We start from the raw sequence: 23,776 nt of genomic DNA, 5'->3' as shown, positions 1-23,776 counted from the left end.
AGAGCTCCCTTCGGCTGACGCCATCACTTGCGGCTGATGTCGCGATAGTCGACCTGGCGGTGGAACTCGTAGGTGTAACCCTCGATCGACGACGCCATCACCGCATCCTGGTTCGGCTGCCACAGCATGATTTGCGGCATCAGGTCGGCATGCATCGCGTTGAGCTTGCGACCGTCCTCTTCGTACTTGGCCTTGTCCGGCTCGAACCGGGCTTCTTGCGCGATCGCGGCGAGATCAGGATTGTTGATCGAAGAGTAGTTCCAGCGCTGATTGCCGGTGTAGAAGTTGCGGTAGAAATAGTCCGTGGACGGCAGCCAGGCGACAATGCCCTCGGTGAAGAAGGGCAGCTTCTTCTCGTTGATCTGCGTCGACATCTGCGCATCCGGCAGTTTCTGGATGTCGACCTTGATGCCGATCTTGCCGAGCGATTCCTTCACCAACGCGGCCATCGGTTCGGCGGTCGAGGCCTGGCCGACATTGAAGCTGAAGGTGGTCGAGAAGCCTTCGGGGAGCCCGGCGGCCTTGAGATATTCCCTGGCCTTGTCGAGATCGAGCTTCACCGGCTGCTGGAACGGATAGATGCCGTTCAGCGGCTTGCCGTCCGGCCAGCTCGCGCCGTACAGCGGCGCGCCGCGACCGAACAGAGCGGCCTTGAACATGTCGTCATAGGGCAGCGCAAAGGCGATCGCGCGGCGGACATTGACGTTGTCGAAGGGCGGGATCTGGTTGTTCATCGAGACGAACGTGATCGAATTGTACTGCGGCGTCGAGATCACCTTGAGCTTGCCCTTGGCCTCCAGCGACTGCACGTCGCTGGCCTGGAGATCGACCACGAGATCGGCATCGCCGCGCTCGACCAGATTGGCGCGGGTCGCCGGCTCCGGCACCGACTGGATGATCACGCGCTTGAAGGAGGCCGGCTTGCCGGGCGAGCCGCGGTTCCAGGCCTCGTTGCGCTTGACGATCACCTGCTCGCCCGGCTTGAAGGTCTCGATCATATAGGCGCCACTCCCGGCGGTGTTCTCCTTCAGCCAGGCGGTGGCCCAGGGATCATCTGCGGTGGCGTGCTGCTTCGCCAGCTTCGAATTGATGATCATGGGGTAGACGGTGGCGAGGTTCGGCAGCGCGAGCTTGTCGGGCTTGGGCAACGTCACCTCGATGGTGAGAGGATCGATCACCTTGAACTGATCGGCCGACGTCAGCGAGCCCGTGAGCAACTGCGCCTTGCCGAGGATCGGTGCGGTGACGCAGCGATCGAGCGACCATTTGACGTCCTCGGCCGTGACAGGCGAGCCGTCCTGAAACTTGGCGTCCTTGCGCAGGCGGAAGGTGAGCTTCAACCCGTCGGGACTGACATCGTAGGATTCGGCGAGTTCGCCGGTGATCTTGTCGAGATCGAACACCCATTTGCCATTGAGCTGCTTGCGGCCGAACGCCACCAGCCGGTCATAGGTGCTCATGCTCAGCGCGAAGGATTCGCGGGTCGAGCCTGGGATGTTGGGATCGAGCGTGTTGACGGATGCGCCGGTGACATAGCGCAGCGTTTCCGCCCTGGTCTGCGCCTGCGAAGGCGCGGCGGCAATGAGCAACAACGCAGTGGTGGCGAGGACGCGGGGCGCCAGCCTGAAAGACACAAAACGCATTCGTTTTCCCCAAGTTTTCGACAACAACGCCAGCAAGGCAGATCCAGAAGGAAGCAAGTTGCGCGCCAGTCTCATGGGCGCCGTCGCGGCGCTTCGTTGCGGCAGTGCATGGATCATCATTGCAATTCCCCGCTGTTTCGCGCAGGCCGCGTGACCACGGCCTGCGGCACGTCGTAGGCGCTGAGCGAGGCCCAGTGCCGTTCGACATCGGCGCGGAACAGGCCGCGCGTCAGGCCGTGGACCAGCTTCGGCACAGCCGTCGTCATCGCGTTGATCGACGATCCCGACGGACCAAAGCTCATGGTCGAGGCGATGGCAAAGAGATGGATGTCGGAGATCCACGGCGTCTCGCCTGCTACGCGCTCGGTGAATGCGTAATCGTCGGCGAGATAGGGAAAGCGGCCGAGCCGCGCGTTACGCTCGTTGTCCGGCGGCTGATAGCGGTCGGCCCAGGTCGCGATGTTTCCGACGAAATTGGAGAGCTCGCCGCGCGCGGCAAAGTTCATGTCGATGCCGGTGCCGCAGATGACGAAGTCCGCGGCGATGGTGCCGCGCGGCGTCTGCAGTTCAACACCGTCGGCGGTCTGGAGCGCGGCTTCGAGCGGCGCCCCCTCGTGCAACGTGAAATTGGCGTGGCGCGCGCAGCGGTCATAGGTTGCTTGCGGGAAGCCTTCACGCATTTCGAGGATTGTGCGCATGAAGCGCCAGCGCCAGGCGTCGTCGAGATCGCTGAGATGGCGAAGGAAGCCGCGAAAGGTCAGCCAGCGATAGGGCTGGATCACCTGGATCTGCGCGCGGCGGCACAGTAGATGCACCTCTGCGGCGCCGGCCTCGAGCGCAGTTGCCGCATTGTCGAAGGCCGATGCGCCGGCACCGATCACGGCAACACGCTTGCCGCGGAGTTTTTCGAAATCGATGTCGTCGGCGACGGTTGCGACAAGGCTGGACGGAAGCTGACGAAGCGGCTCAGGGATCATCCAACCGCCCATGCCTTCCTGCCCCGTCGCCAGCACGATCTTGCGGGCATAGAGCACCTCGATCGCGTCGGCCCGCTTCACGCGCGCGGCGAGCAGGCCATCGGCCGCCGGCGCAATCTCCAGAAGCTCGCAAGCATTGCGCACCGGCAAGCCGATCGTGCGCCGCAGCCAGAGCAGATAGTCCGCCCAATGCTCTCGGAGGATCAAGTTCAGCGTCTGCCAGCTCTCCTTTCCGAAGCGGGCTTCATGCCAGGACTGATAGGTCAGGCTCGGGATATCGAGGTCGGGCCCCGTATAGTCCTTCGGGCTGCGCAGCGTGGGCATGCGGGCATAGGTCCGCCACGGACCCTCCATCCCCTCCTCGGCCTTGTCGAGCAGCAGGATGTTGCCGACGCGCGAGCGCATCAGGCCGAAGCCGATGGCGATGCCGGACTGGCCGGCGCCGACGATGAGCACGTCCAGCGCAGCGTTGCCATCCGGCCCGATCTTCGGTTCGAGCCAGGCGGCGTGGGGATGCGCGATCATGGCGAGATCGGCGCGAACGTCCGCTTCGAGATGTGTCAGCGCATCACTCATGCCGCGAGCCACCCCCCGTCGACCACCATCACCGTGCCGGTCGTGAACGAAGACGCATCGCTCGCCAGATGCAATGCGGTCTGCGCGATCTCTTCAGCCACGCCGAACCGCTTCATGGCATGCCGGTTGCGCGAGGCTTCGCGCACCTCGTCCGAATTGGCATGCCGGGCAAAGCTGCGGCGAAGCATCGGCGTATCGATTGCGCCCGGCGCGATGGCGTTGACGCGAATACCGTCGGTGGCGAAATCCACCGCCATCGTCCGCGTCAGGCTGACAATGGCGCCCTTGGCGGCGATGTAGGCGCTGTTGCCCTTGCCGCCGGCGATCGCAAGCTGCGAGGCCAGCGTGATGATCGATCCGCGCTCCTGCTGCTGCATCTGCGGCACCGCAGCCCGCGCCCATAGCCAGGTGCCGCCGACATTGGTGCGGAACACCGCGTCCCAGTCGTCCACGCTCGTCGTCAGCACCGTGCCGCCGACGGAGAATCCGGCCGCGGTCATCAGGATGTCGAGCCGGCCGAGCCGGGACACGACATCGCCGACAACGGTTTCAGCGAAGCTGGCTTCACCGACATCGCCGATATGCGTCGTACCCTCGCCCACCAAGCGCAGCGTCTCTTCGAGCCCCGCGGCGTCGCGATCGACCAGAGCAAGTCGCGCCCCCTCTTCCGCGAACAGCTTGGCACTGGCCCGGCCGATGCCCGAGCCCGCGCCGGTGATGATGGCCGTGCGCCCCTGCAGCCGCATGTCAGATCGCCTCCTTCTGCTGCATCCACCAGGCGCTCATCGCAGCCGCCGACTCGGTGCAGCCGAACCGCGCGCGCCAGCCGAACTCATCGGCCATCCGCGCGACCGACATCGGCGCCCGATCCCCACCGTGAAGCTTGATGGAGGTACTTTCACCAGGTGCCGCCAGCCGGCATTGCAGGCCGGGATGCAGAGCCGCAAAAGCCTCGCCCCATTGCAGCGCAGACCAGGCCGCGCCGCTGGAGATGTTGTAGAGCCGGTGGCGCGGCCGCTCGGCTTCGATCAGCAGTGCCACGGCCTCGGCGGCGTCGGGCGCGTAGGTCCAATCCTTGATGCCAGGCGCGGGGAGAAGGGCGGGCTCGCCGCGTGCGAACGCGGCGAGGATCTGGAACTGGAGACTCGGCGTGTCCCGCACCGACGTGGCCCGTTCCCAGGGACCGAACACCGCGCTCAGTCGCACGCTCAGAAAATCGCCGCCGAAAAGTTCGGCATGGCGCGCTACGGAGCGCTCCGAAGTGAACTTGCTGATGGCGTAAAACGAGACGGGATCGCAGGGCGTTTCTTCATCCAGCACCGAAACGCGTTGGCCCGCAGCGCCATAGGCCGACGCCGACGATAGATTGACGACGCGGCGAACGCCATGGCGGATCGCAGCTTGCAGGACCGGAATCTGGGCCATGACGTTGATCTCGAGAACGTGCGCCGGCGATGCCCGTTCGAGGTCGTCACCCGCGGTAACCGCGGCGCCCAGCACGATCGCATCGCAGCCCTTTGCGATAAGGGCGTCGATGGCCTCTCCGTCCGTGATGTCCCCCTGCAGGGTTTTGAGCCGTGCTCCGTAATCGGCAAGAGATCGCTGCGCGGACGGCGGCAGCGGCGCACGATCATACAGCGTCACCTCGTGCCCGCGCGCAAGCAGTGCCTCCGCAACATTGAGGCCGACAAAGCCGGTGCCGCCGAAGATGATGATCTTCATCGCGCGCGATCCGCCGTCACAACAGCTTTGCTCCGAAATTCCGTTCCGGATCCATGTCGGCCACGAGCCGTCCAGTCGGCTTTGCCGCCTCGCCGCCGCTGCGTGCCAGGAACTTTCCGCTGCCTGCACTCGCGAGGCACTTGTTGCCATCGATGACCACCCGGCCGCGCGACAGCACCGACACCGGCCAGCCCTTCAGCTTGCGGCCCGCAAACGGCGTGTAGCCGGTGAGGTCGTGCATCATCTCGTCCGCAATCGTGACCTCGCGATCGGGATCCCAGATCGCGATATCGGCATCGGCGCCGACCGCGATCGAGCCCTTGCGCGGGTGCAGATTGTAGATCTTGGCCGGCGCTGTGGAGGTCAGCTCGACGAACTTCTCCAGGCCGAGTCGCCCCTTCGACACCATCGCGTCGAACAGCAGCGGCAGCCGCAGCTCCAGTCCGGGCAGACCGTTCGCAACCTGCTTGAAATTCGGATTGGGACCGGCGCGTAGCTTGCCGGTCTCGTCGTAGCGATATGGCGCGTGATCCGACGAGATGGTCTGGAGATCGCCGAGCGACAGCGCCTGCCACAGCGCCTCCTGGTCCGCGTGCGTGCGCGGCGGCGGGCTGCACATCCATTTGGCGCCTTCGGAGCCGGGCTTGTCGAGATCGTTGGCGGTCAGGAACAGATATTGCGGACAGGTCTCCGCGAACACCTTCAGCCCCTGCCCGCGGGCGTCACGGATCACCTTGGCGCCTTCGGCGGTCGAGACGTGGAAGATCATGATCGGCTGGTCGATCAGCGCCGCCATGCCGATCAGCCGGGTGAAGGCTTCGGCTTCCGAGACACGGGCATGGCTGACGGCGTGGTATTTCGGCATGGTGTAGCCGCGTGCGAGCAGACGCTTGACCATCCAGGCGATGATGCCGTGATTTTCGGCATGGGCGCACAGCATCGCGCCGGACTGGCGCGCGGCGAGGAGGATGTCGAGCAGCGGCTCGTCATCGACCTTGAGCCGGTCATAGGTCATGAAGATCTTGATCGAGGCGTGGCCCTGCTTCACGAGCGCCGGAATGTGCTCGTCGACCGTCTCCTTGGTCGCATCCGCAATGATCATGTGAAAGGCATAGTCGATCACCGCGCCCTTCTTTGCCAGCGCGTGATAATCCTCCACCACCTGCGGCAGCTTCATCCCGACATGCTGCGCCGCGAACGGGATCACCGTGGTGGTGCCGCCGAAAGCGGCAGAGACGGTCGCACTCTCGAAGGTGTCGGCGTTCATGATGCCGGCAGCCGACAGCTGCTCGATATGGGCGTGGCTGTCGACGCCGCCGGGCAGCACCAGTCTGCCGCGCGCGTCGATTTCGCGCTTGGCCGCCGGAAGCCCGCGGCCGATTGCTGCGATGGTCTCGCCGGAGATGGCGACGTCGGCCTCGAACACATCGGTCGTGGTCGCAACGCGTCCGCCGCGGATGATCAGGTCGCAAACTGGTTCAGTCATGAGGCACTCCGTGATAGGCTGGCAGCACGTGATCGCAACTTCGTGGAAAGACCACCATGCCCAGGCCGCGCATTCTCATCATCAATCCGAACTCCAACCCTGCGGTCACGCAAGGGCTGGAGGACGCGCTGAAGCCGCTCGGCTTCGAGGGCGGCCCCGAATTGGTCTGCCGGTCGCTGGCCGAGGGGCCGTTCGGCATTGAAAGCCAGGCCGATGTCGACGGCGTCGCGATGCCGCTGCGAAAACTGGTCGAGGGCGACAACAGTTCGGCGGCTTTCGTCATCGCCTGCTACAGCGATCCCGGCCTTCAGGTCTGTCGCGAGGGCACCGACCGTCCGGTGTTCGGCATCGCAGAGTGCGGCGTGCTGACGGCGTTGGCCCGCGCCGAAACCTTCGGCGTCATCGCAATCGCGCAGCGCTCGATCCCGCGCCACATGCGCTATCTCCGACAGATGGGGCTGACCAATCGCCTCTCCGGCGAACGCCCGCTCAACATGAGCGTCGCGGAAACCGCGTCCGGCGAAGGCACGCTGGCAAGAATGATCGAGGTTGGCCGCGCGCTGCGCGACGAAGACGGCGCCCGCGCCATCGTGATGGGCTGCGCCGGCATGGCGCGCCATCGCCGTCCGCTGGAGGACGCGCTCGGCATTCCCGTGATCGACCCGACACAGGCGGCCGTCACCATGGCGCTGGGAACGGTGCAGTTCTCGGCTCACTAGGCGTCCTTCAGCTCTTTGGCGGCCTGCCGCGCACGCCATTGCGCATGGCTCTCGCGCGTCAGCGAAAAAACATCCCATCGGCGTCATTTCTCCGGCGGCGGCACCGCACCGGTTTGGCTGGTGATCAGGCCGTAATGCTCGATCCGGCGATGCTGCGCGAAATTGAAGATCGTGGTCTTGCCGAAATTTGTGGCATCGAGATCGCAGGGATGGACCAGAAGCTCGTCGTCCTCAGTCAGGGCTTCAGCGACGATCTCGCCGTTGGGATCGACGATCAGGCTGCCGCCGAACAGCGGGTGGCCATCCTCGTTGCCGGCCTTGGCCACCGCGACGACCCAGGTCGAATTCTGATAGGCACCGGCCTGCACGGAGAGGCGGTTGTGGAACAGGCGCTTCTCGACACCCTCCTCGCTCTTCTCCGCATTCACGGACGGCGTATTGTAACCGATCAGCACCATCTCGACGCCCTGCAGGCCCATCACGCGATAGGTTTCCGGCCAGCGCCGGTCGTTGCAGATGGCCATGCCGATGATGCCACCCAGCTCGCGCCAGACATTGAAGCCGAGATCGCCGGGTTCGAAATAGCGCTTCTCGAGATGCTGGTGCGAGCGCCCGGTGTCGTACTCCACATGGCCCGGCAGATGGACCTTGCGATATTTGCCGACGATCTTGCCGGACTTGTCGGTGAGAATTGCCGTGTTGAAGTGGTGACCGTCCGGTGTCAGCTCCGCATAGCCGAAGTTCATGGCCATCTGGTGCTGCGCCGCGCGCTCGAACAGCGGCTTGGTTGCCGCGTTCGGCATCTCGCGCTCGAACCAGATGTCGGCCTCGGCGCGATCCTCCGAATACCAGCGCGGGAAAAACGTCGTCAACGCCAGTTCCGGATAGACAATCAGGTCGGCGCCTTTTGCTTTCGCCTCGTCCATCAGCGCGATCATGCGCTTGACCACGACCTCGCGGCTGTCGGCCTTCTGGATCGGGCCCATCTGGGCGGCGGCAACATTGACGATACGCATCAGCGATTTCCCGGTGATCTCTTGGACGAAGCGAAAGCTTCAACGATTTGCCGGCGCGTGCAGCATAACGCAGCATCGCCGAAGGTTTCCAGCCGGATAGGCCGGACAGTCTGCGTGGCGTGACCGGCGCTCATCGGTGCTCCTCGTCGGCAACATCGAGGCCATGGTCGAGCGCGTCCAGAAGCTTGTCCGCCTCGCGCTCGGAGATGACGAGCGGCGGTGCCAGGAACAGCGAGGTCTGCTCGCCGCTGGTTCCGATCACCGCGCCGGCCTCCAGCGCACGCTCCGCCACGCGCGAGGCGATCGGCACTTCGGTGGTGTCGGCATGCCAGGAGCGCCAGTCCGGTCCGTGCAACTCCACCGTCCAGTGCAACCCCTGCCCCGCCACGCGCTGCACGCTGTGATGTTTCCGCGCGATCGCGAGCAGGCGGCGACTGAACAGCTGTTCGAGGCTCTTCACATGATCGAGAATCTTCTCCTCCCTGATGACCTTCAGGTAGGCGCTCACCGCGGCCATGCTGATCGGATGACCGCGCAAGGTGCCGTAGTTCTGCCAGCTCGTGCCTTTCAATCGCTCGACGATCTCTTTCGACACGACGACCGCCGCGACAGCGGCCGCACCGCCGCCGAGCGACTTTCCGAGCGTCACGATGTCCGGGCGAGTTTCGGCGCCCTGAAACGCAAACCAACGCCCGGCGCGGCCGGCGCCGGTGACGACCTCGTCGGCGATCCAGTACGAGCCCGCCTGTCGCGCACAGCGGGCCACCTGGTCCTGATAGGCGCCGTCGTAATAGATGCCGCCCTGGGTGTAGTCGATGATCGTCGCCGCCGTATCCGACAGCAGGCGCGCGGCGTCGGCCAGATATTCGCTCGGCGGCCTGTTGTTGGCCGGCCCACCGTAGATCGCGCCATCCGGCGCCGGCAGGATGCGCACCGGCGCCATCGGCGCCGGCAGCCTCGACCCTCCTGAATGCACCGCAAGGCCACCGTGCCATTGCGGCTGCACGGTCATGCTGCGCGACAGGCCCGTAATGCCATGATAGGCACGCTCGCGCGTCGCCAGCGCCGAACGCTGCGTCAAGGCCTGGCAGAGCGACAGCGCCATGTCGTTGGCCTCGCTGCCGCTGATGCAGAAGCGCACCGCGCCGACCCATTCCTCTTCGCCGCCGAACGCCGTCGCCATCAGATCATCGGCGGCCTGCTCGCGGCCGACCCAGGTCCAGCCCTCGTTGACGACGGGTGTATCGGCGGCGCGGCGGATCGCCTCCACCATCGCAGGGTGCCGATGGCCGAGACCGCCACCGGTGTTGCTGCCGTCGATGAGCTTGCGGCCGTCCGCAAGATGAAAATAGACGCCTTCGCCGCCGACCACGGCCATGGGCGCGCTGTCGCCCGCGTTCAGCCCGGTTCGCAACAATTTACTCATCGTAATCCCCTCACTCCGCGGCTTCAGCGCCGTAGCCGCCGCCGCCGCAAGTCTCGACCGTGACGAGATCGCCTTGCTGCAGCACAAGGTTGGATTTGCCGTCGATCGCGACGTTTGCGCCCTGCCTGACGAGCGAGATGCGACAGGCCTTGCCGGGTTCGCCGCCCTGCATGCCGAACGGCGGAATCACCATGCGCTCGATACAAGTGGTCAGATGCATCGATGGAGCGAGAATGCGGTAAGCACGAACGACGCCATCGCCGCCGCGGTGGGCGCCGGCGCCGCCGGATTGCCGGCGAATGGCCTGCTGCTCGAGGCGGATCGCGTAGTTCGCCTCGATCACCTCGACCGGCGTGTTCGAGGTGTTGGACAGATGGACCCGGGTCGCCGAGATGCCGGCCCGGTCATGCCGCGCGCCTTCGCCGCCGCCGTGGACCTCGTAGAGCATCTTCCAGGAACCGTCCTGCCGCGGCTGCGCAAAGAACAGGACGCCCGCGGTGGTCGCGCCGCCCGCGGACAAGCGCTCGGGAATGGTGTCCTGCATCGCGCGGAAGATCGCATCGACGATGCGCATCGACGTCTCGTGGTTGCCTGCGGCGACCGACGCCGACCATCCCGGTTCCAGGATCGAGCCCGGGCGCGTAATGATGGTCAGGGGACGGAGCGCGCCGGCATTCTGCTGCATGTCGCGCCCGCTCATGATGCGCGCGGCATAGGCGACGGCCGAGCGCGCCATAAACGGCGTCGTGTTGCAGAAATTCGAGACGCGGTCGCAACTCCCCGAAAGGTCAAAGGTCGCCTCGTCGCCGGCAATGGTAATCCTGACGTGGATACGCGCGGGCGCGTCGTTCACGCTGCCGTCGTCGAGATGGTCCTCGCCTTCGTAGATCCCGTCCGGCAACGCGCGTAACGCCTCGCGCATCTCGATTTCGGAGAGATCGTGCAGGCGCGACTGCGTCGCTTTGAACACCGCCTTGCCGTGCTCGCGGCAGAGATCGACGATGCGCCGCTCGCCGGCCTTGGTCGCCGCGATCTGCGCGAGCAGATCGCCCTCGCAAGATTCCGCGTCCCGAACATTCGCCTTGAGCAATTGCACGATCGGCGCGTTGACGCCAGCTGCCGTCGCAATCAGCACCGGCGGAATGCGCATCGCCTCCTGGAACGTGTCGATGGCTTTCGCAAAATAGCTGCCGGGCCAGGTGCCGCCGATATCGGGCCAGTGCGCGAGGCTGACCGCGAACGCCACGATCTCGCCGTCGACGAAGACAGGGCGCACGACCTTGACGTCGTTGAGATGATTGCCGCCGAGCGCACCGACATTGTAGATCAGCACGTCGCCGTCGTTCAGGCTGTCGCGCGGCACCACCTTCAGCAGTTCGGGGACCGTGTAAGCCATCGCGCCCAGATGGATCGGGATGTCGCGGCCCTGCCCGACCAGGTCTCCACGACCATCCGTGATCGCCGACGACAGATCGCCGGCCTCGCGCAGCAGCGGCGAGCGCGCCGAGCGCGTCATCACCAGGCTCATCTCCTCGGCCGCAGCCGAGAGCCCGTGCCTGATGACCTCGACGACGAACGGATCGAGCTTCATGCGGCCCTCCGCGTCAGGAACAGATTGCCTGAAACATCCGGCCTTGCCTGCCAGCCCGGCGGCACCACCACCGTGGACCAGGCGTCTTCGATGATGGCCGGGCCGCGGACGGTGTCGGTCATCGCGGCGCGGTCGATGATCGCAGTCTCGATCTCATGCAGGCCGTCGAACGAGCAGGTGCGCGTCCCTGAGGAGACCGCCCTCACCGCGGTCGCCGGCCGGCGCACGACGGTCGTGGACGGCCGGCGCGCCTGGACCCGCACGGATTCGATGACGCAGGGTTCGCCGGTCGCATAGCCGAAGAGTTCGTGATGTCGCGCCAGGAAATCCTGCTTGAGCCTGGCGATCTCGAGCGGCAGCGCGAGCGGGACCGGAATGGCGTCGTTCTGCGCCGCGTAGCGCATCAAGGCCACCAGTTCGACCTGGATCTCCGACTTTGCTACGCCATTGGCGATCAGCGGCGCCGAGGCATCGTCGATCAGCGTACCGATCCGCTCCGACACGCGCGCAAGGTCGATGCCATCGAGACCAGCGCGCAAGGTCTGCTGCTGCAGGAAGCTGAAATCGGCGGTGAGACAGCCCAGCGCCGAGAACGCGCTCGATGCGCTGGGCACGACGACCTCTGCAATCCCATAGAGATCGGCGAGCCCTGCGGCATGCATGGGGCCGCCGCCGCCGAAGGCCAGCAGCGTGCAGTCGCGCCCGTCAATACCGCGCTCGACCGTGACGCGGCGCAGCGCGCGGGCCATCGTCGCGTTGGCGACCTTGATGATGCCGAGCGCCGTTTCGGTCAGGCTCAGTCCCAACGCCTGCGCGATCGGCGCGATGACGCGCTTGGCCGCCTGGACGTCGATCCCGATGCGGTCGCCAAGCTTCGTTTCGGGGTTGAGATAGCCGAGCACGGCGTTGGCGTCGGTGATGGTTGGTTCGGTGCCGCCGCGGCCGTAGCAGGCCGGACCCGGCTCGGAACCGGCACTCTCCGGGCCGACGGTCAGGCCACCCGGACCGTTGCGCACGATCGATCCGCCGCCCGCCCCGATGGAATGAACCGCGAGCATCGGCTGGCGCAGCGGCTTGTCGCCGAGCATGCGGCCGTCGGTCATCTCGGCCCGGCCGTCGACGATCAGGCACACGTCCGTCGTGGTGCCGCCCATGTCGAAGGTCAGCATGCGCGGCGTGCCGAGCTGGCGCGCGATGCTGACCGACGCCGAGACGCCGGCGGCCGGGCCCGACATCGCCATCACAAGCGGGCGACGCTTCACCGCAGAGATCGGGATCATCGCGCCGGCGGAATGAAACACCTGCAAGCCGGGGCCAATCGGCAGCCGCTGCTCGAGCTCGCTGAGATACTCCACCGCAATAGGCATCGCGGCGGCGTTGAACACGGTCGCCGATGTCCGTTCGTATTCGCGCGCCTCGGGATTGACCTCGTGCGACAGCGAGACATGGGCGACGACGTCCTTGAGCCGCTCGCCCAGCATCTTCTCGTGCACGGGATTGGCATAGGCGTGAAGCAGAGCCACCGCAACGCTCTGAACGCCGGTCTGCTTCAGCCAGGCAACCAGGCGCTCGATCTCCGCTTGCTCCAGCGGCTTCAGTACCTGCCCCTCGTGATCGAGGCGCTCAGCGAGCCCGAAGCAGCGCTCAGGCGGCACGAGCGGCGGCGATTTCGGCGGAATGTCGAGACGGTAGAGATCGCGGCGGCGATAACGCGCGATCTCGAGCACATCGGCAAATCCTTCGGTCGCGACCAGCGCCACCTTCGGCAGCCGGCCCTCGACGATGGCATTGGTCACGCGCGTGGTGCCATGGACGAAGCGCCTGACATCGCTTTTGCGCAGGCCCACCGCTTCGATCGCCTCCAGCATCGCCTGAACCGGCGCGTCAGGGCGCGACGGGACCTTTGCGATCCGCGCCTCCGATGAATCGCGTCGGATCGCGATGATATCGGTGAAGGTACCGCCGATATCGGTGCCGACCTCCCAGTGATGTTCGGAGGAGCTCATGTGCCGGGGCAGCGACAGATGAGGCCCGAACCGCACGCCGGCCTGTTACCGTCCATTGCGAGATCCATTGCCGAACCGAGACCGCTCATCATGCATTCCTTGTCTTGCCACTGTCCGCGAGTGTGCGACAGAGCGGTCAGGTCGGGATAGGGCCAGCTTTGCCGCAAACCACCAGGCCGGTGCCGCGGCCAGCGAATTCGGCTGCACGTTTTGGTGCAGCTCTGCCCGCGCAGAGAGCATGCAGACGCGGACTGCTGGACGACGGCAGAGTGCATCGCACCACGGATTTTTCCGCGCAAACCGCCACGGCCGTTGCACTGCGATCCCAGCGACTAAAATCGTCTGTCTAATTTGCAGGCGATCGAACGGCGTTGCGCCGGGTTCGGATGCCCATGAGCCATGCACGGCGGGCGGCTCAGCCTTTCTTTATTGTACGGTCAGTAAGCGAGGATATCGTCCGGTCCGATCGATGGGCGAACGCGCAGCCATCCGTTGGGACGAGCTGGTTAGAAACCATCGAGATTCGGGCGACCTGCGTTGAAAGTCGCGATCACGGGCCAGATATTGCCTGGACCAGCCAGTCCTCTGCGGATCCCCCATCGCCTGCCATGCCCTTCTTCAGGATCAACGATGACCAGATGAACCCCGATGATCTCGGGGATTTCGATCCCGAGACCGTGCCGCGCGCCGTCGCCGCTTTCGGGGGCCACATGGTCACCAAGGGCATGGAGCTGGCCATGCACGCGCATCGCAAGGACGAGCTCGTCCTGACCATGCGCGGCCTTGTCAGGCTGGAGGCTGGACACGGCGTCTGGATCGTCCCGCCGCGTTGTGCGGTGTGGATTCCCGGCCATGTTCCGCACAGCGTCAGCGTCGCCGGCGACGTCGAGATGCACTGCCTGTTCGTCGAACCGGATGCGGTGCCTGCGTTGCCGCGGCAATGCTGCACACTGACGATCTCGCCCTTGCTCGAGCGTTTGCTGGTGCATGCCACCCACATGCCGGTCATGTACGATCCCGACGGCGCCGACGGCAGGATCGCCGCGGTACTGATCGACCAGCTGTCTCTTGCGCCCGCCGAAGAGCTGCGCTTTCCCATGCCGGCCGACGCCAGGCTGCGCCGGATCGCGAGCGCGATGATGACCGATCCATCCGATCGCGCGACGATCGAGGACTGGAGCCGGCGCATGGCCGTTGCTCCGCGCACCCTCACCCGCATCCTCCGACGCGAGACCGGCATGAGCTTCGGCCGCTGGCGCCAACAGCTCCATATCTTGATCGCGCTTCAACGTCTCGACCAGGGCGCATCGGTCCAGGCCGTGGCGCTGGATCTCGGCTATGAGGGGGCCAGCGCCTTCGTCACCATGTTCCGCAAGGCGCTGGGCAAGCCGCCGGCGCGATATCTGGCCGAACGCCGCGTCGGCGCACACTGACCGGAATTCGCAATCGATTGTCCCGTTCGCGGAATGCGGTCTGAGGGACCATCTCGTATCCAGGCTCCGAAGCGCCCGGCGGGCGCATTGCAAGGAGCCGACCGACATGGATTCACTCAGCAAGGGCGTCGTCGCCGAATTCCTCCATCGTCTTCACCAGGAAGCGGAGGTCGCCGACGGCCCCCTGATGCAAGCCTTCGCGAACGAAGCGAACAGCCGTGACGAGATCATCAGCAAGGCCATCGCGGCCGAGAGCCGCGATCTGAACGAAGTCTATCGCGGATTTGCGGACAATTTCCTGAGCGTCTCTCCGCAGTTCGGACGCTTCCTCTACATGTGCGTCCGTGCCCGCAAGGCAAAGCGCATCGTCGAGTTCGGCTCCTCAATGGGAATTTCCGCGATCTACATGGCGGCGGGCCTGCGCGACATCGGTGGCGGGCGCCTGATCGGGACCGATCTCGAACCCGGCAAGATCGAGCGGGCACGGGCGAACGTTGCCGCCGCGGGGCTCGCCGACCTCGTCGAGTTCAGGCACGGCGATGCGCGCGAAACGCTCAGCTCCGGCCTCGGCGGCGAGATCGACATGGTCATGCTCGACGGAGCATTTACTCTCTATCTTCCAATTCTCAAGCTGCTGGAACCACATCTGAAGCCGGGCGCCGTCATCGTCGGCGAGAACGCGCTCGAGGAAGCCTCGGGCTATATCGACTACGTGCGCGATCCCGAGAACGGCTACCTCTCCCTATCTCTACCGTTCGATCCGGGACGTGGCAACGAATTCACGATCAGGACCAGATGATCGGCGCGATGGTGAAACTGCGATGGAGCCAAACTTGAACGAGCCAGCTCACGAGCCACAGACGTCCGAGCCATCGCGGGCACCGCAGGGACGGCTGACGCGGATGTTGCTGCGATGGCTGATGCGTCCTGCGCGCGTTGCCGGCATCGAGACGCTCTCGTCCCGCTTCCGGCTTGTCGAGCTCGAAGGCAAAGCGCTCGGGAACGTCGCCTGGACGGCCGGCGATAAGATCCAGGTCGCGATGGGCTCGGGCCTTAGCGCGCGCACCTATACGCCGATGTCGTGGGACGCCGGCAACGGCAGAATGCGGCTGCTCGCCTTTGCCCATGGCGATGGCCCCGGCAGCCGCTGGGCCAGCGGTTTGAGTGAAGGTGACACCTGCCAGTTCTTTGGTCCTCGCCGGTCGCTCGACCTTACCGACCTCGGAGCGCCCATCGTTCTGTTCGGCGATGAAACCTCGTTCGGCCTTGCAGCCGCGTTGCGCGCCAGCCTGCAGGCTGGCGGCGCGCTGCATCTGTTCGAAACCACTGATATCGCGGAGTCCAGACCGGTGCTGGACTCCATCGGCCTCGGCGAGGCCAGATTAATCGCACGCAGTGCCCATGATACCCATCTTGCATCCGCGGAATCCGAGCTGCTTCGCCTTGGCGCAAACGGCGCGCAGTTCGTCCTGACCGGCAAGGCATCCTCGATCCAGCGCGTCGGCCGCGCCTTGAAGGCCGCCGGCGTCGCATCATCGCGGATCAGGGCAAAAGCCTATTGGGCACCGGGCAAGACCGGTCTGGACTAGAGAGGAGCCGATGTGACCGCAGTCCGTCGGTCAGGACCGCAGACGCCGCCAGCCAATCGCGATCCCGGTGACGGAGAACACCAGCCCCAACGCACATAGCCCGACGATCAGGACATCGCGCAGACGCGGATGCGCCACCAGAAACGGAAAATCCAGCGTGTGGAGCGCGCTATAGACCCAGCGGTAGGTCCGCCGCGAGGCATCCAGCCTTTGCAGCACGCTGCCATCGGCGCCGTCGATATCGAACCAGATGTCGCCGCAGCGCGAGCGGTACACCGGCGCGCCCGGAATAGCCGATTGCGCAGCGTAATCGTCGTTGCCCGCAAGAACGGACGGCACGCCACAGCCGGCAGCGAGGCGCGCCACCAGACTCTGGATCTCACGCCTATCCAGAAATCCCGCTGGTCCGTCGCGGGGCGCGTCCCCTGCCTTGATCAAGACTTGACGGTCAAGGCTCACCCGATCGCGCCGGTAGACAGTGCCGTTGATGGCAAACCATTCGATCTCCCGAGCCGAGGGTGATATCGGCTGCCGATCAGGCAAGGAGGCAGCCGTCCAATCGGGCAATGCGTTCGTCACGCCTGACTCGGCGGCGGTCAATTGCCCCCGCGAGAACAGCCGGCCGTGATCCATCGAGAGCCAGCCGCTGAGACTCCATGTCAGCACGAACATTGTTGCCGCAAGGCCAATGACGTGATGCAACGCGTGCCAGCCACGATAGGGCGAGGACATCCGGCGCCCGCGCAGCTTCACCCGCGCGATCCCGAGCACCGCACCAAGCATCGCCGCGATCAAGGCCAGCAATGACAGCGTCCAGACGACGCGATCCCACAGGGACCAATTGCTTCTCAGGACGGTCGGATAAATCCAGTGCAGCACACTGCCGGCCCAATTCCAGCCCCGTTCGCGCCGCCCTGTATCCAGGACGATCTCGCCGGTGGACGAGGAGACATAGACTTCCGTCCCCGCAGAATCGCCGAGAGCCACCCGAAACAGCGGCCGGTGGCGATCGAAGCCGTTCGGCACGCTCCACTGATCATAGTCCGAACGCGCAACGACCGCGGCCCGCGCGGCATCGAGCCCGCGATTGCGCGCGTGCTCCCGCGCGATGGCAAGCGCGGCATCGGCAATTGCAACCGACGCATCGCCTCCGTCGGAGGCGCGCACCGCGCGCACGCGCGACGGTCCCGAGACGATGTAGACCGCGGCATCGCTCCGCTGGATCAACCGGACGCGCACGACGCCGGCGACCCCGCTCGCAGCGACCGCCTCTGCAACCGGGATCCTCGCCGCTCCGCGATCCACCGGAGCAAGACCGGCAAACCGTTCCGCTTCCGTCAGCGACGGAAACGGAACGAAGTGCATCACGATCCCCGTCGCGAACCACATCGCGAACAGCAGGCAGAACGCGATCCCGAGCCAGCGGTGCACCAGGACGATCACGCTCATCATGTGGTCAGCGCCCTACCATTTGAACGCGGCCGAGAGCTCATAGGTGCGCGGCGCGCCCAGGAGGATCTGGTCGGGATAGAACGGATCTCCCCAGATCGCGTAGCGCTTGTCGGTGATGTTGCGGACACGGAAGGTCAGGCGGGCCCGGTCGACCGCGTTGAACACCGTCTTGGGGATGTCGACGAAGGCGTAGACATCGGCCACCGTGTACGCCTTCATCGTCACGACATTGGCATCGGTGTTGTAGCGGTCGCCAACATGGCGGCCGGTGATGCCGAGCTCCACCGGCCAGGGCGTGAAGAATCGCCAGGACGCGCCGGCATTTGCTACAATGCGCGGCACGTTGGGCGGCGTATTGCCGGAGAACGAGCCGCCGGCGAAATCGTAATCGGCATAGCGCGCATCGACATAGGCGATGTTGCCCCACAGACGCAGCGGATCGATCGGACGGACCGAAGCGGCAAGCTCGACGCCCTTCGATTCCTGTCGCCCGGCGATATTGAGCGCCATGCCGCCGGCCGCGGCATAGACGTTCTTGCGCACGATGTCGTAGGCCGAGAACGACCACTCCGCCCTGTTGTCCCAGAACAGGTGCTTGACGCCGGTCTCGTAGGTGCGCGCGGTCGTCAGGTCGAGCGGCTGGGTCGGCCCGAGCAGGAAGATATTGTTGGCGGAGATGTCGGCGCCGGTCGCGTACTGGCTGAAGAAGGTCAGGCCGGGCACGGCCTCCCAGGTGTAACCGATGCGACCCGTCACCGGCGCCCAGTCTTTCGTGAACGGAAAACCCGCTCTCACAAGCCCGGCGGAATCGGTCGAATTGCGGTCGAGCCCGATATGTTCGACGCGCAGGCCGCCGACCAGCGCGAAGGTCCGCGTCAGCTTCAGCCGGTCCTCGAACGACAGCGCCTCATTGTCGATGCGCGCGGTCTGCTGTTGCGTCGTCAGCAGGCCGTAAAAGCCACGGTTGGGATCGACCAGCGAAACGGAGTCGCCGGGAAAGTTTGCGGCGCCCGGCCTGACGAAATCGAGATAGCTCGACGACAGCGTCGTGACCAGGCGATTGTCGAAGCCTGCGATATTGGCGTCCCAGATCAAATCGGTGATGTTACCAACGAGGCGCTGGCTGTGCGCGACATAGAAGCGCTCGCGATCGACCAGGTTCGTGGTGGAATTGAAGGCCTCGATTTCGTTGTTGAACCAGGTGCGCTCCGCGCCGTAACCATACGCCTGACTTTTCAGCGTCAGGTCCGGCGCCAGCTTGAGCTCGAATCCGCCGCGCAGCCACACCTCCTGCGCGACGTTACGGTTGTCGAGGACGTTGTAATTGGTGTTGAAGGTGCGGTCGTCGATGGTCACCGCGCCGAGGTTGGTTTTGTTGTAGTTCGAGACGTAATTGCCCGAAACGATCCCACTCGTCGCATGCGAACCGCTATAGGCAATCGGCACAAGCGGCGCGCCCCAATAGGCCTTGGAGCGGTCTTCGCGATACTCGATCGCGCCCCACACCTTGAGACTGTCGGAGATGCGATAGTTGAGCTGGCCGGAGACGTCGAGCATCTTGGTATTGGTATCGTCGACAAAGCCGTTGAGCGAGGAACGGCTGATATCGAAGCGGTAATCGAGGCCTTGAACGTTGGTGCTGCCGCCCGAGCCGTAATGCGCGCGGAACGAATTCAGCGAATCCCAGGAGAAATCAGCTTCGTTCCGGATCGGTCCAGTATGCGGCTGCCTGGTGACGAAATTGATGGCGCCGCCAGCGGCGCCCTCGCCGGATATCAGCGAGGCCGGCCCCTTCAGAAACTCCACCGCTTCGAGATTTGCGGTGTCCGTGATCCGCGAGGTCATGTTCTGCGGACCGATCTTGATGCCGTTGTAGAGCGTGTTGATCTGGCTGTTGGTGAAGCCGCGCATGGAGAACGCCGCGGGTTCGGCCGGATTGTCGCCGGACGTGACGCCGACCGCACCCTGCGCCACATCCGACACGGTGCGATAGCCCAGCTCGCGCATGGTCTCGGCCGAGATCACCTCGACGGTCGCGGGTATCTCGCGCACCGTCAGGCCGAGCCGCGAGGCGCTTTCGGCCACGGCGTTGCTGTTGAGCGGCGTCGGGGGTGCCTCAGTCGGCACGACGGGCTTCGGCATCGCTGCTGCGGTTGCCGGCCTGCGCGCACCCGCGCGGCGCGGGCTCTGCGCGTCCCGACCGGCCGGCCTGGCCTGCTTGCGGGATTGGGCCGGCGACACTTCGACCGGCGGCAGGGGCTCACGGGCCTGCTGCGCCAGCGCGGCGGGCAGATCGAGAGCGGCAAAGGATGTGAGCGCGGCGGACGCGAGCAGAAAGCGACGCGGTCGTACGATACGGATGGAAGACACGGTTTTGGGACCTCGGTATGACGTCAGTGGCACGTCACAGCGAACGAGGTCTCACCTTTTGGCCTTCAGGCCGTCCGATGAAGCCGAATGTCTGTACTCCCCGACCGACATCTTCGCGTGTGACCACGGCTGACGGCAGGTCTCCTGGCTCGCGGGTCGTCACCACTTCGTCGCCTTCCCGGGACCGAGCACCCCAGTGGCTTCTGACGAAGGATTCACCGCTTACAGTTGCGGGGGCAGCCACGGCGTTGGGGACAATATCCCCGCACCGTATTCCCTTTTCATCCCCTCTCGGGGAAACCGTCGCGAGCATCTAGGATTACCATCACAACAGAGTCAATGTGCCAGTTGCGGCGTTATTGCCACAACGACCAACTTCCTTGGAGATGAGCATGGAAGGCGAGACCTTCCTCTGGCTGATAAGGCACGCGCCGGTCGAGGGCGTCACAGGCACCATCCACGCTGCCGACGCGCCGGCAGATCTCGGCGATCGCGCCCAATTGGATGCCGTGCGACGGCGTCTGCCGCCGGATGCCGCGAGCTATGCCAGCCCCTCACGGCGCACGGTCGAGACGGCGCGCGCGCTGGGGCTCGAACCGGAGTTGATCAGCGAATTCCGCGAGCAGGATTTCGGCGACTGGACCGGCCATCGACACGACGAACTCAGTGCCACCGGCGACGATGCCTATGCGCAGTTCTGGAATGATCCGGCGAACGCACGGCCGCCGGGCGGCGAGAGTTTTGCGGACCAGGTCGCGCGTGTCCGGTCGGGTCTGTCGCGGATCGGCGCCGGATCGGCCACGCTCGTCGTGCATTCCGGCACCATCCGCGCCGCGCTCTGCATCGCGTTGGATCTGACACCGCAGGCTGCCCTGCGCTTCGTGATCGATCCGCTATCGCTGACCCGGATCGATCGCCTTGCGAGCGGCTGGCGCGTCGTCTCCGTCAATCAGCGGATCAGCTAGGCCTGTCAGGCACATTGGCCTGCGCAAAGGTCGCCATGTCGTTGTGGAGGCTGCAGGCGAGCCGAACCAGCGGCAGCGCAATGGCCGCGCCCGATCCCTCTCCGAGCCGGAGATCGAGGCTGATCAACGGCTGCACGTTCAGCGCGCGCAGCACCAGCCGGTGTCCCTGCTCCGCCGATTGATGCGACGGCAGCAGGAACGGCTGGCACGACGGATTGAGCCGGGCCGCGGCGAGCGCGGCCACCGATACGATGAAGCCATCGATCAAGACCGGGATGCGGCGCTGCGCGGCCGCGATGATCGCACCTGAAATCGCGGCGATCTCCAGGCCGCCGACGGCGCACAGAATTTTATCGGCCGAGGCACCCGCAACGCCGTGGCGGGCTATCGCCGCATCGATCACCCGCGCCTTGTGCGCACGGCCGGCCGCATCGACCCCGGTCCCGCTGCCAGCGATCTCCTCGGCGCTCACGCCAAGCAGGCCCGCCGCGATCGCAGCCGAAGTCGTCGTGTTGCCGATCCCCATCTCGCCGAAGATCAGGAGATCAGGCTGATGGGCTGCCGCACGCGCGACCGCGCGCTGGCCGGCCTCGAACGCAAACGCCAGCTCTGCGGGTGCGAGCGCAGCCTCGACGCTGAAATCGCGCGTGCCGCGGCGCGGCTTGTCGGTGACGATTCCTGCCATCTCGTCCTGCGCCAGCGTGCCGGCATCGACCACCTCCAGGCTCGAGCCAAGCTCGCGCGCCAGCACCGAGATCGCGGCGCCGCCGGAGGCAAAATTCGCCATCATCGCGATGGTCACGCCTTGCGGATAGGCCGAGACGCCCTGCGCGACGATGCCGTGGTCGCCGGCGAAGATGATGATCGGCACAAGCGCCGCACGCGGCCGCTCGGTCGCCTGCAAACCGGCGAGTTCGATCGCGAGCTGCTCCAGCCGGCCGAGTGCACCGGTCGGCTTTGTCAGTTGCGCCTGCCGCGCGATCGCTGCGGCGCGATGGGCCACGGAGATCTCAGGGCAGTTCTGGGTAATCCATTCGGGGAGCATGCTGCCTCACTCAACGCGCGCGCTTGAGAATGTAACTGTCCATGATCCAGCCGTGCCGCTCGCGCGCCTCTTGGCGCGCCGCGACGATGCGCGGGCCAACCTCCGCGACCGCGCCGGACATGACGACCTGGTCGGGCATGCCGAGATAGGCGCCCCACCAGATCTGCAGGCCTTCCGGATCGAGCGCTTGAAACGCCGTGCCGCCGTCGAGCATCACCACCACGGTATCGACACCTTGCGGCCAGCCACCTTCGCGCAAGCGCCGCCCCGTCGTGACCAGAAAGGGCTCGCCGATGTCGTTGAGCGGCAGCGCATGCGCCGCGCACAGGGCCTGGATCGAGGTGATGCCGGGCACGACCTCGATGTCAGGCAAGGGATCGAGCCGCCGCGCGATGCGCAATGAGGAATCATAGAGCGAAGGATCGCCCCAGATCAGCAGCGCAACCCTACCCTCGCCTTCGAGATGGCTCGCGATCGTCTGCGACCAGGTCGCTGCAACCGCATTGTGCCAATCGTCCACGCCCTTGCGGTAATCGGCTTCAGCAGCGTCGCGCACGGGAAGATCGAATTCAGCGATGACTGTCTTGTCGCTGGTGAGCACGTCCGCACAAATCGTCCGCCTGAGATCGGCGAGATCCGACTTCGCCGTTCCCTTGCGCGGGATCAGGACGAGATCGGCGGCGTTGATCGCTTGAACAGCAGCGCGCGTGAGCTGGTCGGGATCGCCGCAACCGATCCCTATCAGGGAGAGCATGAACATCGCGAACGCGACGGGCGGCCCTGCTGGCCGCCCGTTCGCTTGTCTCTCAGGCCGCGTTGTGCAGGCGCGGGGTGACGAGGCCGGGCGCGGTGACGCCGCGCAACGACTTCGCCAGCGCCAGCACGGCGAGATCGGCGAGCGGCTCGATCACGATAACCAGCGCGTAAGAAGCCGCAAACGTCGCGATGCTCGCGAGGTTGCTCATCGCAAAGCCCGAACCGTAAAGCGCCCAGAACGCCACCCAGGCGATAACGCCGGCCTGGTAGGTCGTCGAAAGCGCCAGCGCCTGTCGATATTTCAAATCAACATAGGCGGTGTTGCGCGAAATGGTCCGCGTGGCGATCGCCTGGATCGCGAACAGGGGCACCAACAGCGTCGTGACGTTCATGCCATATTGCGGGATGTCGGCGGGCTCGAAGAACACGCCCTGGAGCAGGAGACCGAAAGCAAGGCCGAAGGCGGCGGGCGCGGCACCAAACAGCAGGAACAGCGTCGAGCCGAGAATGAAGTGCACTTCGGAGACACCGACCGGGAAGTGCGGCAGGATCTCGAAGAAGACGAAGACGAGGACCGTGGTGGCGAGCGTCCGCGCCGCAAACGACGTGACGCCCTGCTCACGCACGGTCTCGACCGCGAGCTTCAGCGCAACGCCGCCTGCGGCGATGCCGGTTGCGTAACTCAACACGAGCTTGGCGCCCGTCACTAGACCGGGTTCGATATGCATGGCTCAGTTCCTTCCTGCCGTCACACCCGACGGCCTTGGCCTCAAAACGCGCACGGCCGGTCTCCTGGCTCGCGGTTCGCTGGGTTCTCCGGCCTTCCCGAACCTTGCGGCCCAGTGGCTGATCGGAGTCCCTCACCGCTTACAGTCGCGGGGGCGGCTGGGGTTTTGAGCGCCGCAACTGGGTCCGCCCACCCCCATTCCCGATTATGCTCCGGCGCTTTGCGCCGCGTTGAGCACCATGCCCCTCCTGTGTGCCCCTTTCGTCGAGCCTGCGCA

General features: G+C 65.5%; 19 protein-coding genes and 2 riboswitches. Of the genes, 5 read left to right on the top strand and 14 right to left on the bottom strand.

What is annotated here, in order from left to right:
* Window positions 1-23: 23 nt before the first annotated feature.
* The 5 genes from IVB24_RS17565 to hydA form a co-directional block, all read right to left on the bottom strand.
* On the bottom strand, window positions 24-1,643 hold the full coding sequence (locus IVB24_RS17565) for an ABC transporter substrate-binding protein (protein WP_247773922.1): 1,620 nt from the start codon (window positions 1,641-1,643) through the stop codon (window positions 24-26).
* 116 nt (window positions 1,644-1,759) lie between these two features.
* The gene (locus tag IVB24_RS17560) at window positions 1,760-3,196 is read right to left on the bottom strand and encodes an NAD(P)/FAD-dependent oxidoreductase (RefSeq protein ID WP_247773921.1); all 1,437 of its coding nucleotides are present in this window, start codon (window positions 3,194-3,196) and stop codon (window positions 1,760-1,762) included.
* Complete coding sequence (locus tag IVB24_RS17555; protein WP_247773920.1) at window positions 3,193-3,942, bottom strand: SDR family oxidoreductase; 750 nt, start codon at window positions 3,940-3,942, stop codon at window positions 3,193-3,195. The genes IVB24_RS17560 and IVB24_RS17555 overlap by 4 nt, the downstream gene beginning before the upstream one ends.
* A 1-nt stretch (window position 3,943) precedes the next feature.
* Window positions 3,944-4,918 carry an NAD(P)-dependent oxidoreductase gene (locus tag IVB24_RS17550; RefSeq protein ID WP_247773919.1) on the bottom strand — a complete coding sequence of 325 codons (975 nt, stop codon included), beginning with the start codon at window positions 4,916-4,918 and terminating at the stop codon, window positions 3,944-3,946.
* A 16-nt stretch (window positions 4,919-4,934) separates the two neighbouring features.
* The gene (gene hydA, locus IVB24_RS17545; protein ID WP_247773918.1) at window positions 4,935-6,404 is read right to left on the bottom strand and encodes a dihydropyrimidinase; all 1,470 of its coding nucleotides are present in this window, start codon (window positions 6,402-6,404) and stop codon (window positions 4,935-4,937) included.
* 56 nt (window positions 6,405-6,460) lie between these two features.
* Here hydA and IVB24_RS17540 point away from each other — a divergent pair, with 56 nt between their 5' ends.
* Window positions 6,461-7,123 (top strand): aspartate/glutamate racemase family protein, encoded by a 663-nt coding sequence (locus IVB24_RS17540; RefSeq protein ID WP_247773917.1) that lies wholly within the window; start codon window positions 6,461-6,463, stop codon window positions 7,121-7,123.
* Window positions 7,124-7,206: 83 nt separating this feature from the next.
* On the opposite strand, the gene IVB24_RS17535 is transcribed toward IVB24_RS17540, so the two are convergent.
* The 4 genes from IVB24_RS17535 to IVB24_RS17520 all read right to left on the bottom strand — a co-directional run bounded on the left by IVB24_RS17535 (window position 7,207) and on the right by IVB24_RS17520 (window position 13,162).
* Window positions 7,207-8,139 (bottom strand): N-carbamoyl-D-amino-acid hydrolase, encoded by a 933-nt coding sequence (locus IVB24_RS17535; protein WP_247773916.1) that lies wholly within the window; start codon window positions 8,137-8,139, stop codon window positions 7,207-7,209.
* Between the two features lie 130 nt (window positions 8,140-8,269).
* Complete coding sequence (locus IVB24_RS17530) at window positions 8,270-9,565, bottom strand: aspartate aminotransferase family protein (protein ID WP_247773915.1); 1,296 nt, start codon at window positions 9,563-9,565, stop codon at window positions 8,270-8,272.
* Window positions 9,566-9,575: 10 nt separating this feature from the next.
* Complete coding sequence (locus tag IVB24_RS17525; RefSeq protein WP_247773914.1) at window positions 9,576-11,156, bottom strand: hydantoinase B/oxoprolinase family protein; 1,581 nt, start codon at window positions 11,154-11,156, stop codon at window positions 9,576-9,578.
* Window positions 11,153-13,162: a hydantoinase/oxoprolinase family protein gene (locus IVB24_RS17520; RefSeq protein ID WP_247773913.1), complete on the bottom strand. Its 2,010-nt coding sequence runs from the start codon at window positions 13,160-13,162 to the stop codon at window positions 11,153-11,155. The genes IVB24_RS17525 and IVB24_RS17520 overlap by 4 nt, the downstream gene beginning before the upstream one ends.
* A gap of 638 nt (window positions 13,163-13,800) precedes the next feature.
* On the opposite strand from IVB24_RS17520, the gene IVB24_RS17515 reads away from it, so the two are divergent.
* The 3 genes from IVB24_RS17515 to IVB24_RS17505 all read left to right on the top strand — a co-directional run bounded on the left by IVB24_RS17515 (window position 13,801) and on the right by IVB24_RS17505 (window position 16,184).
* Complete coding sequence (locus tag IVB24_RS17515) at window positions 13,801-14,595, top strand: helix-turn-helix transcriptional regulator (protein WP_247773912.1); 795 nt, start codon at window positions 13,801-13,803, stop codon at window positions 14,593-14,595.
* Window positions 14,596-14,701: 106 nt separating this feature from the next.
* Window positions 14,702-15,394, top strand: coding sequence for a class I SAM-dependent methyltransferase (locus tag IVB24_RS17510; protein WP_247773911.1), 693 nt, complete (start codon window positions 14,702-14,704; stop codon window positions 15,392-15,394).
* Window positions 15,395-15,515: 121 nt separating this feature from the next.
* Window positions 15,516-16,184 carry a siderophore-interacting protein gene (locus tag IVB24_RS17505; protein ID WP_247773910.1) on the top strand — a complete coding sequence of 223 codons (669 nt, stop codon included), beginning with the start codon at window positions 15,516-15,518 and terminating at the stop codon, window positions 16,182-16,184.
* A 30-nt stretch (window positions 16,185-16,214) separates the two neighbouring features.
* On the opposite strand, the gene IVB24_RS17500 is transcribed toward IVB24_RS17505, so the two are convergent.
* Window positions 16,215-17,636, bottom strand: a complete 1,422-nt coding sequence (locus IVB24_RS17500; RefSeq protein ID WP_247773909.1) for a PepSY domain-containing protein — start codon at window positions 17,634-17,636, stop codon at window positions 16,215-16,217.
* Window positions 17,637-17,648: 12 nt separating this feature from the next.
* The gene (locus IVB24_RS17495) at window positions 17,649-20,006 is read right to left on the bottom strand and encodes a TonB-dependent receptor (RefSeq protein WP_247773908.1); all 2,358 of its coding nucleotides are present in this window, start codon (window positions 20,004-20,006) and stop codon (window positions 17,649-17,651) included.
* A gap of 116 nt (window positions 20,007-20,122) precedes the next feature.
* Window positions 20,123-20,326, bottom strand: a riboswitch (cobalamin riboswitch).
* A 72-nt stretch (window positions 20,327-20,398) separates the two neighbouring features.
* On the opposite strand from IVB24_RS17495, the gene IVB24_RS17490 reads away from it, so the two are divergent.
* Complete coding sequence (locus tag IVB24_RS17490; RefSeq protein ID WP_247773907.1) at window positions 20,399-20,971, top strand: histidine phosphatase family protein; 573 nt, start codon at window positions 20,399-20,401, stop codon at window positions 20,969-20,971.
* Here the strand turns inward: IVB24_RS17490 and cobT are convergent.
* The 3 genes from cobT to IVB24_RS17475 are packed head-to-tail and all read right to left on the bottom strand — an operon-like array spanning window position 20,964 to window position 23,500.
* Complete coding sequence (cobT, locus tag IVB24_RS17485; RefSeq protein WP_247773906.1) at window positions 20,964-22,016, bottom strand: nicotinate-nucleotide--dimethylbenzimidazole phosphoribosyltransferase; 1,053 nt, start codon at window positions 22,014-22,016, stop codon at window positions 20,964-20,966. The two genes, IVB24_RS17490 and cobT, sit on opposite strands and share 8 nt — an antisense overlap.
* Window positions 22,017-22,026: 10 nt before the next feature.
* Window positions 22,027-22,776: a precorrin-6A synthase (deacetylating) gene (gene cobF / locus IVB24_RS17480; RefSeq protein WP_247773905.1), complete on the bottom strand. Its 750-nt coding sequence runs from the start codon at window positions 22,774-22,776 to the stop codon at window positions 22,027-22,029.
* 46 nt (window positions 22,777-22,822) lie between these two features.
* Window positions 22,823-23,500 (bottom strand): energy-coupling factor ABC transporter permease, encoded by a 678-nt coding sequence (locus tag IVB24_RS17475; RefSeq protein WP_247773904.1) that lies wholly within the window; start codon window positions 23,498-23,500, stop codon window positions 22,823-22,825.
* Between the two features lie 36 nt (window positions 23,501-23,536).
* A riboswitch (cobalamin riboswitch) is annotated at window positions 23,537-23,756 on the bottom strand.
* Window positions 23,757-23,776 lie beyond the last annotated feature (20 nt).

It is taken from the genome of Bradyrhizobium sp. 192 (assembly GCF_023100965.1).
Classification (GTDB): domain Bacteria; phylum Pseudomonadota; class Alphaproteobacteria; order Rhizobiales; family Xanthobacteraceae; genus Bradyrhizobium; species Bradyrhizobium symbiodeficiens.
This window is presented reverse-complemented; position numbering and strand designations above follow the sequence as displayed.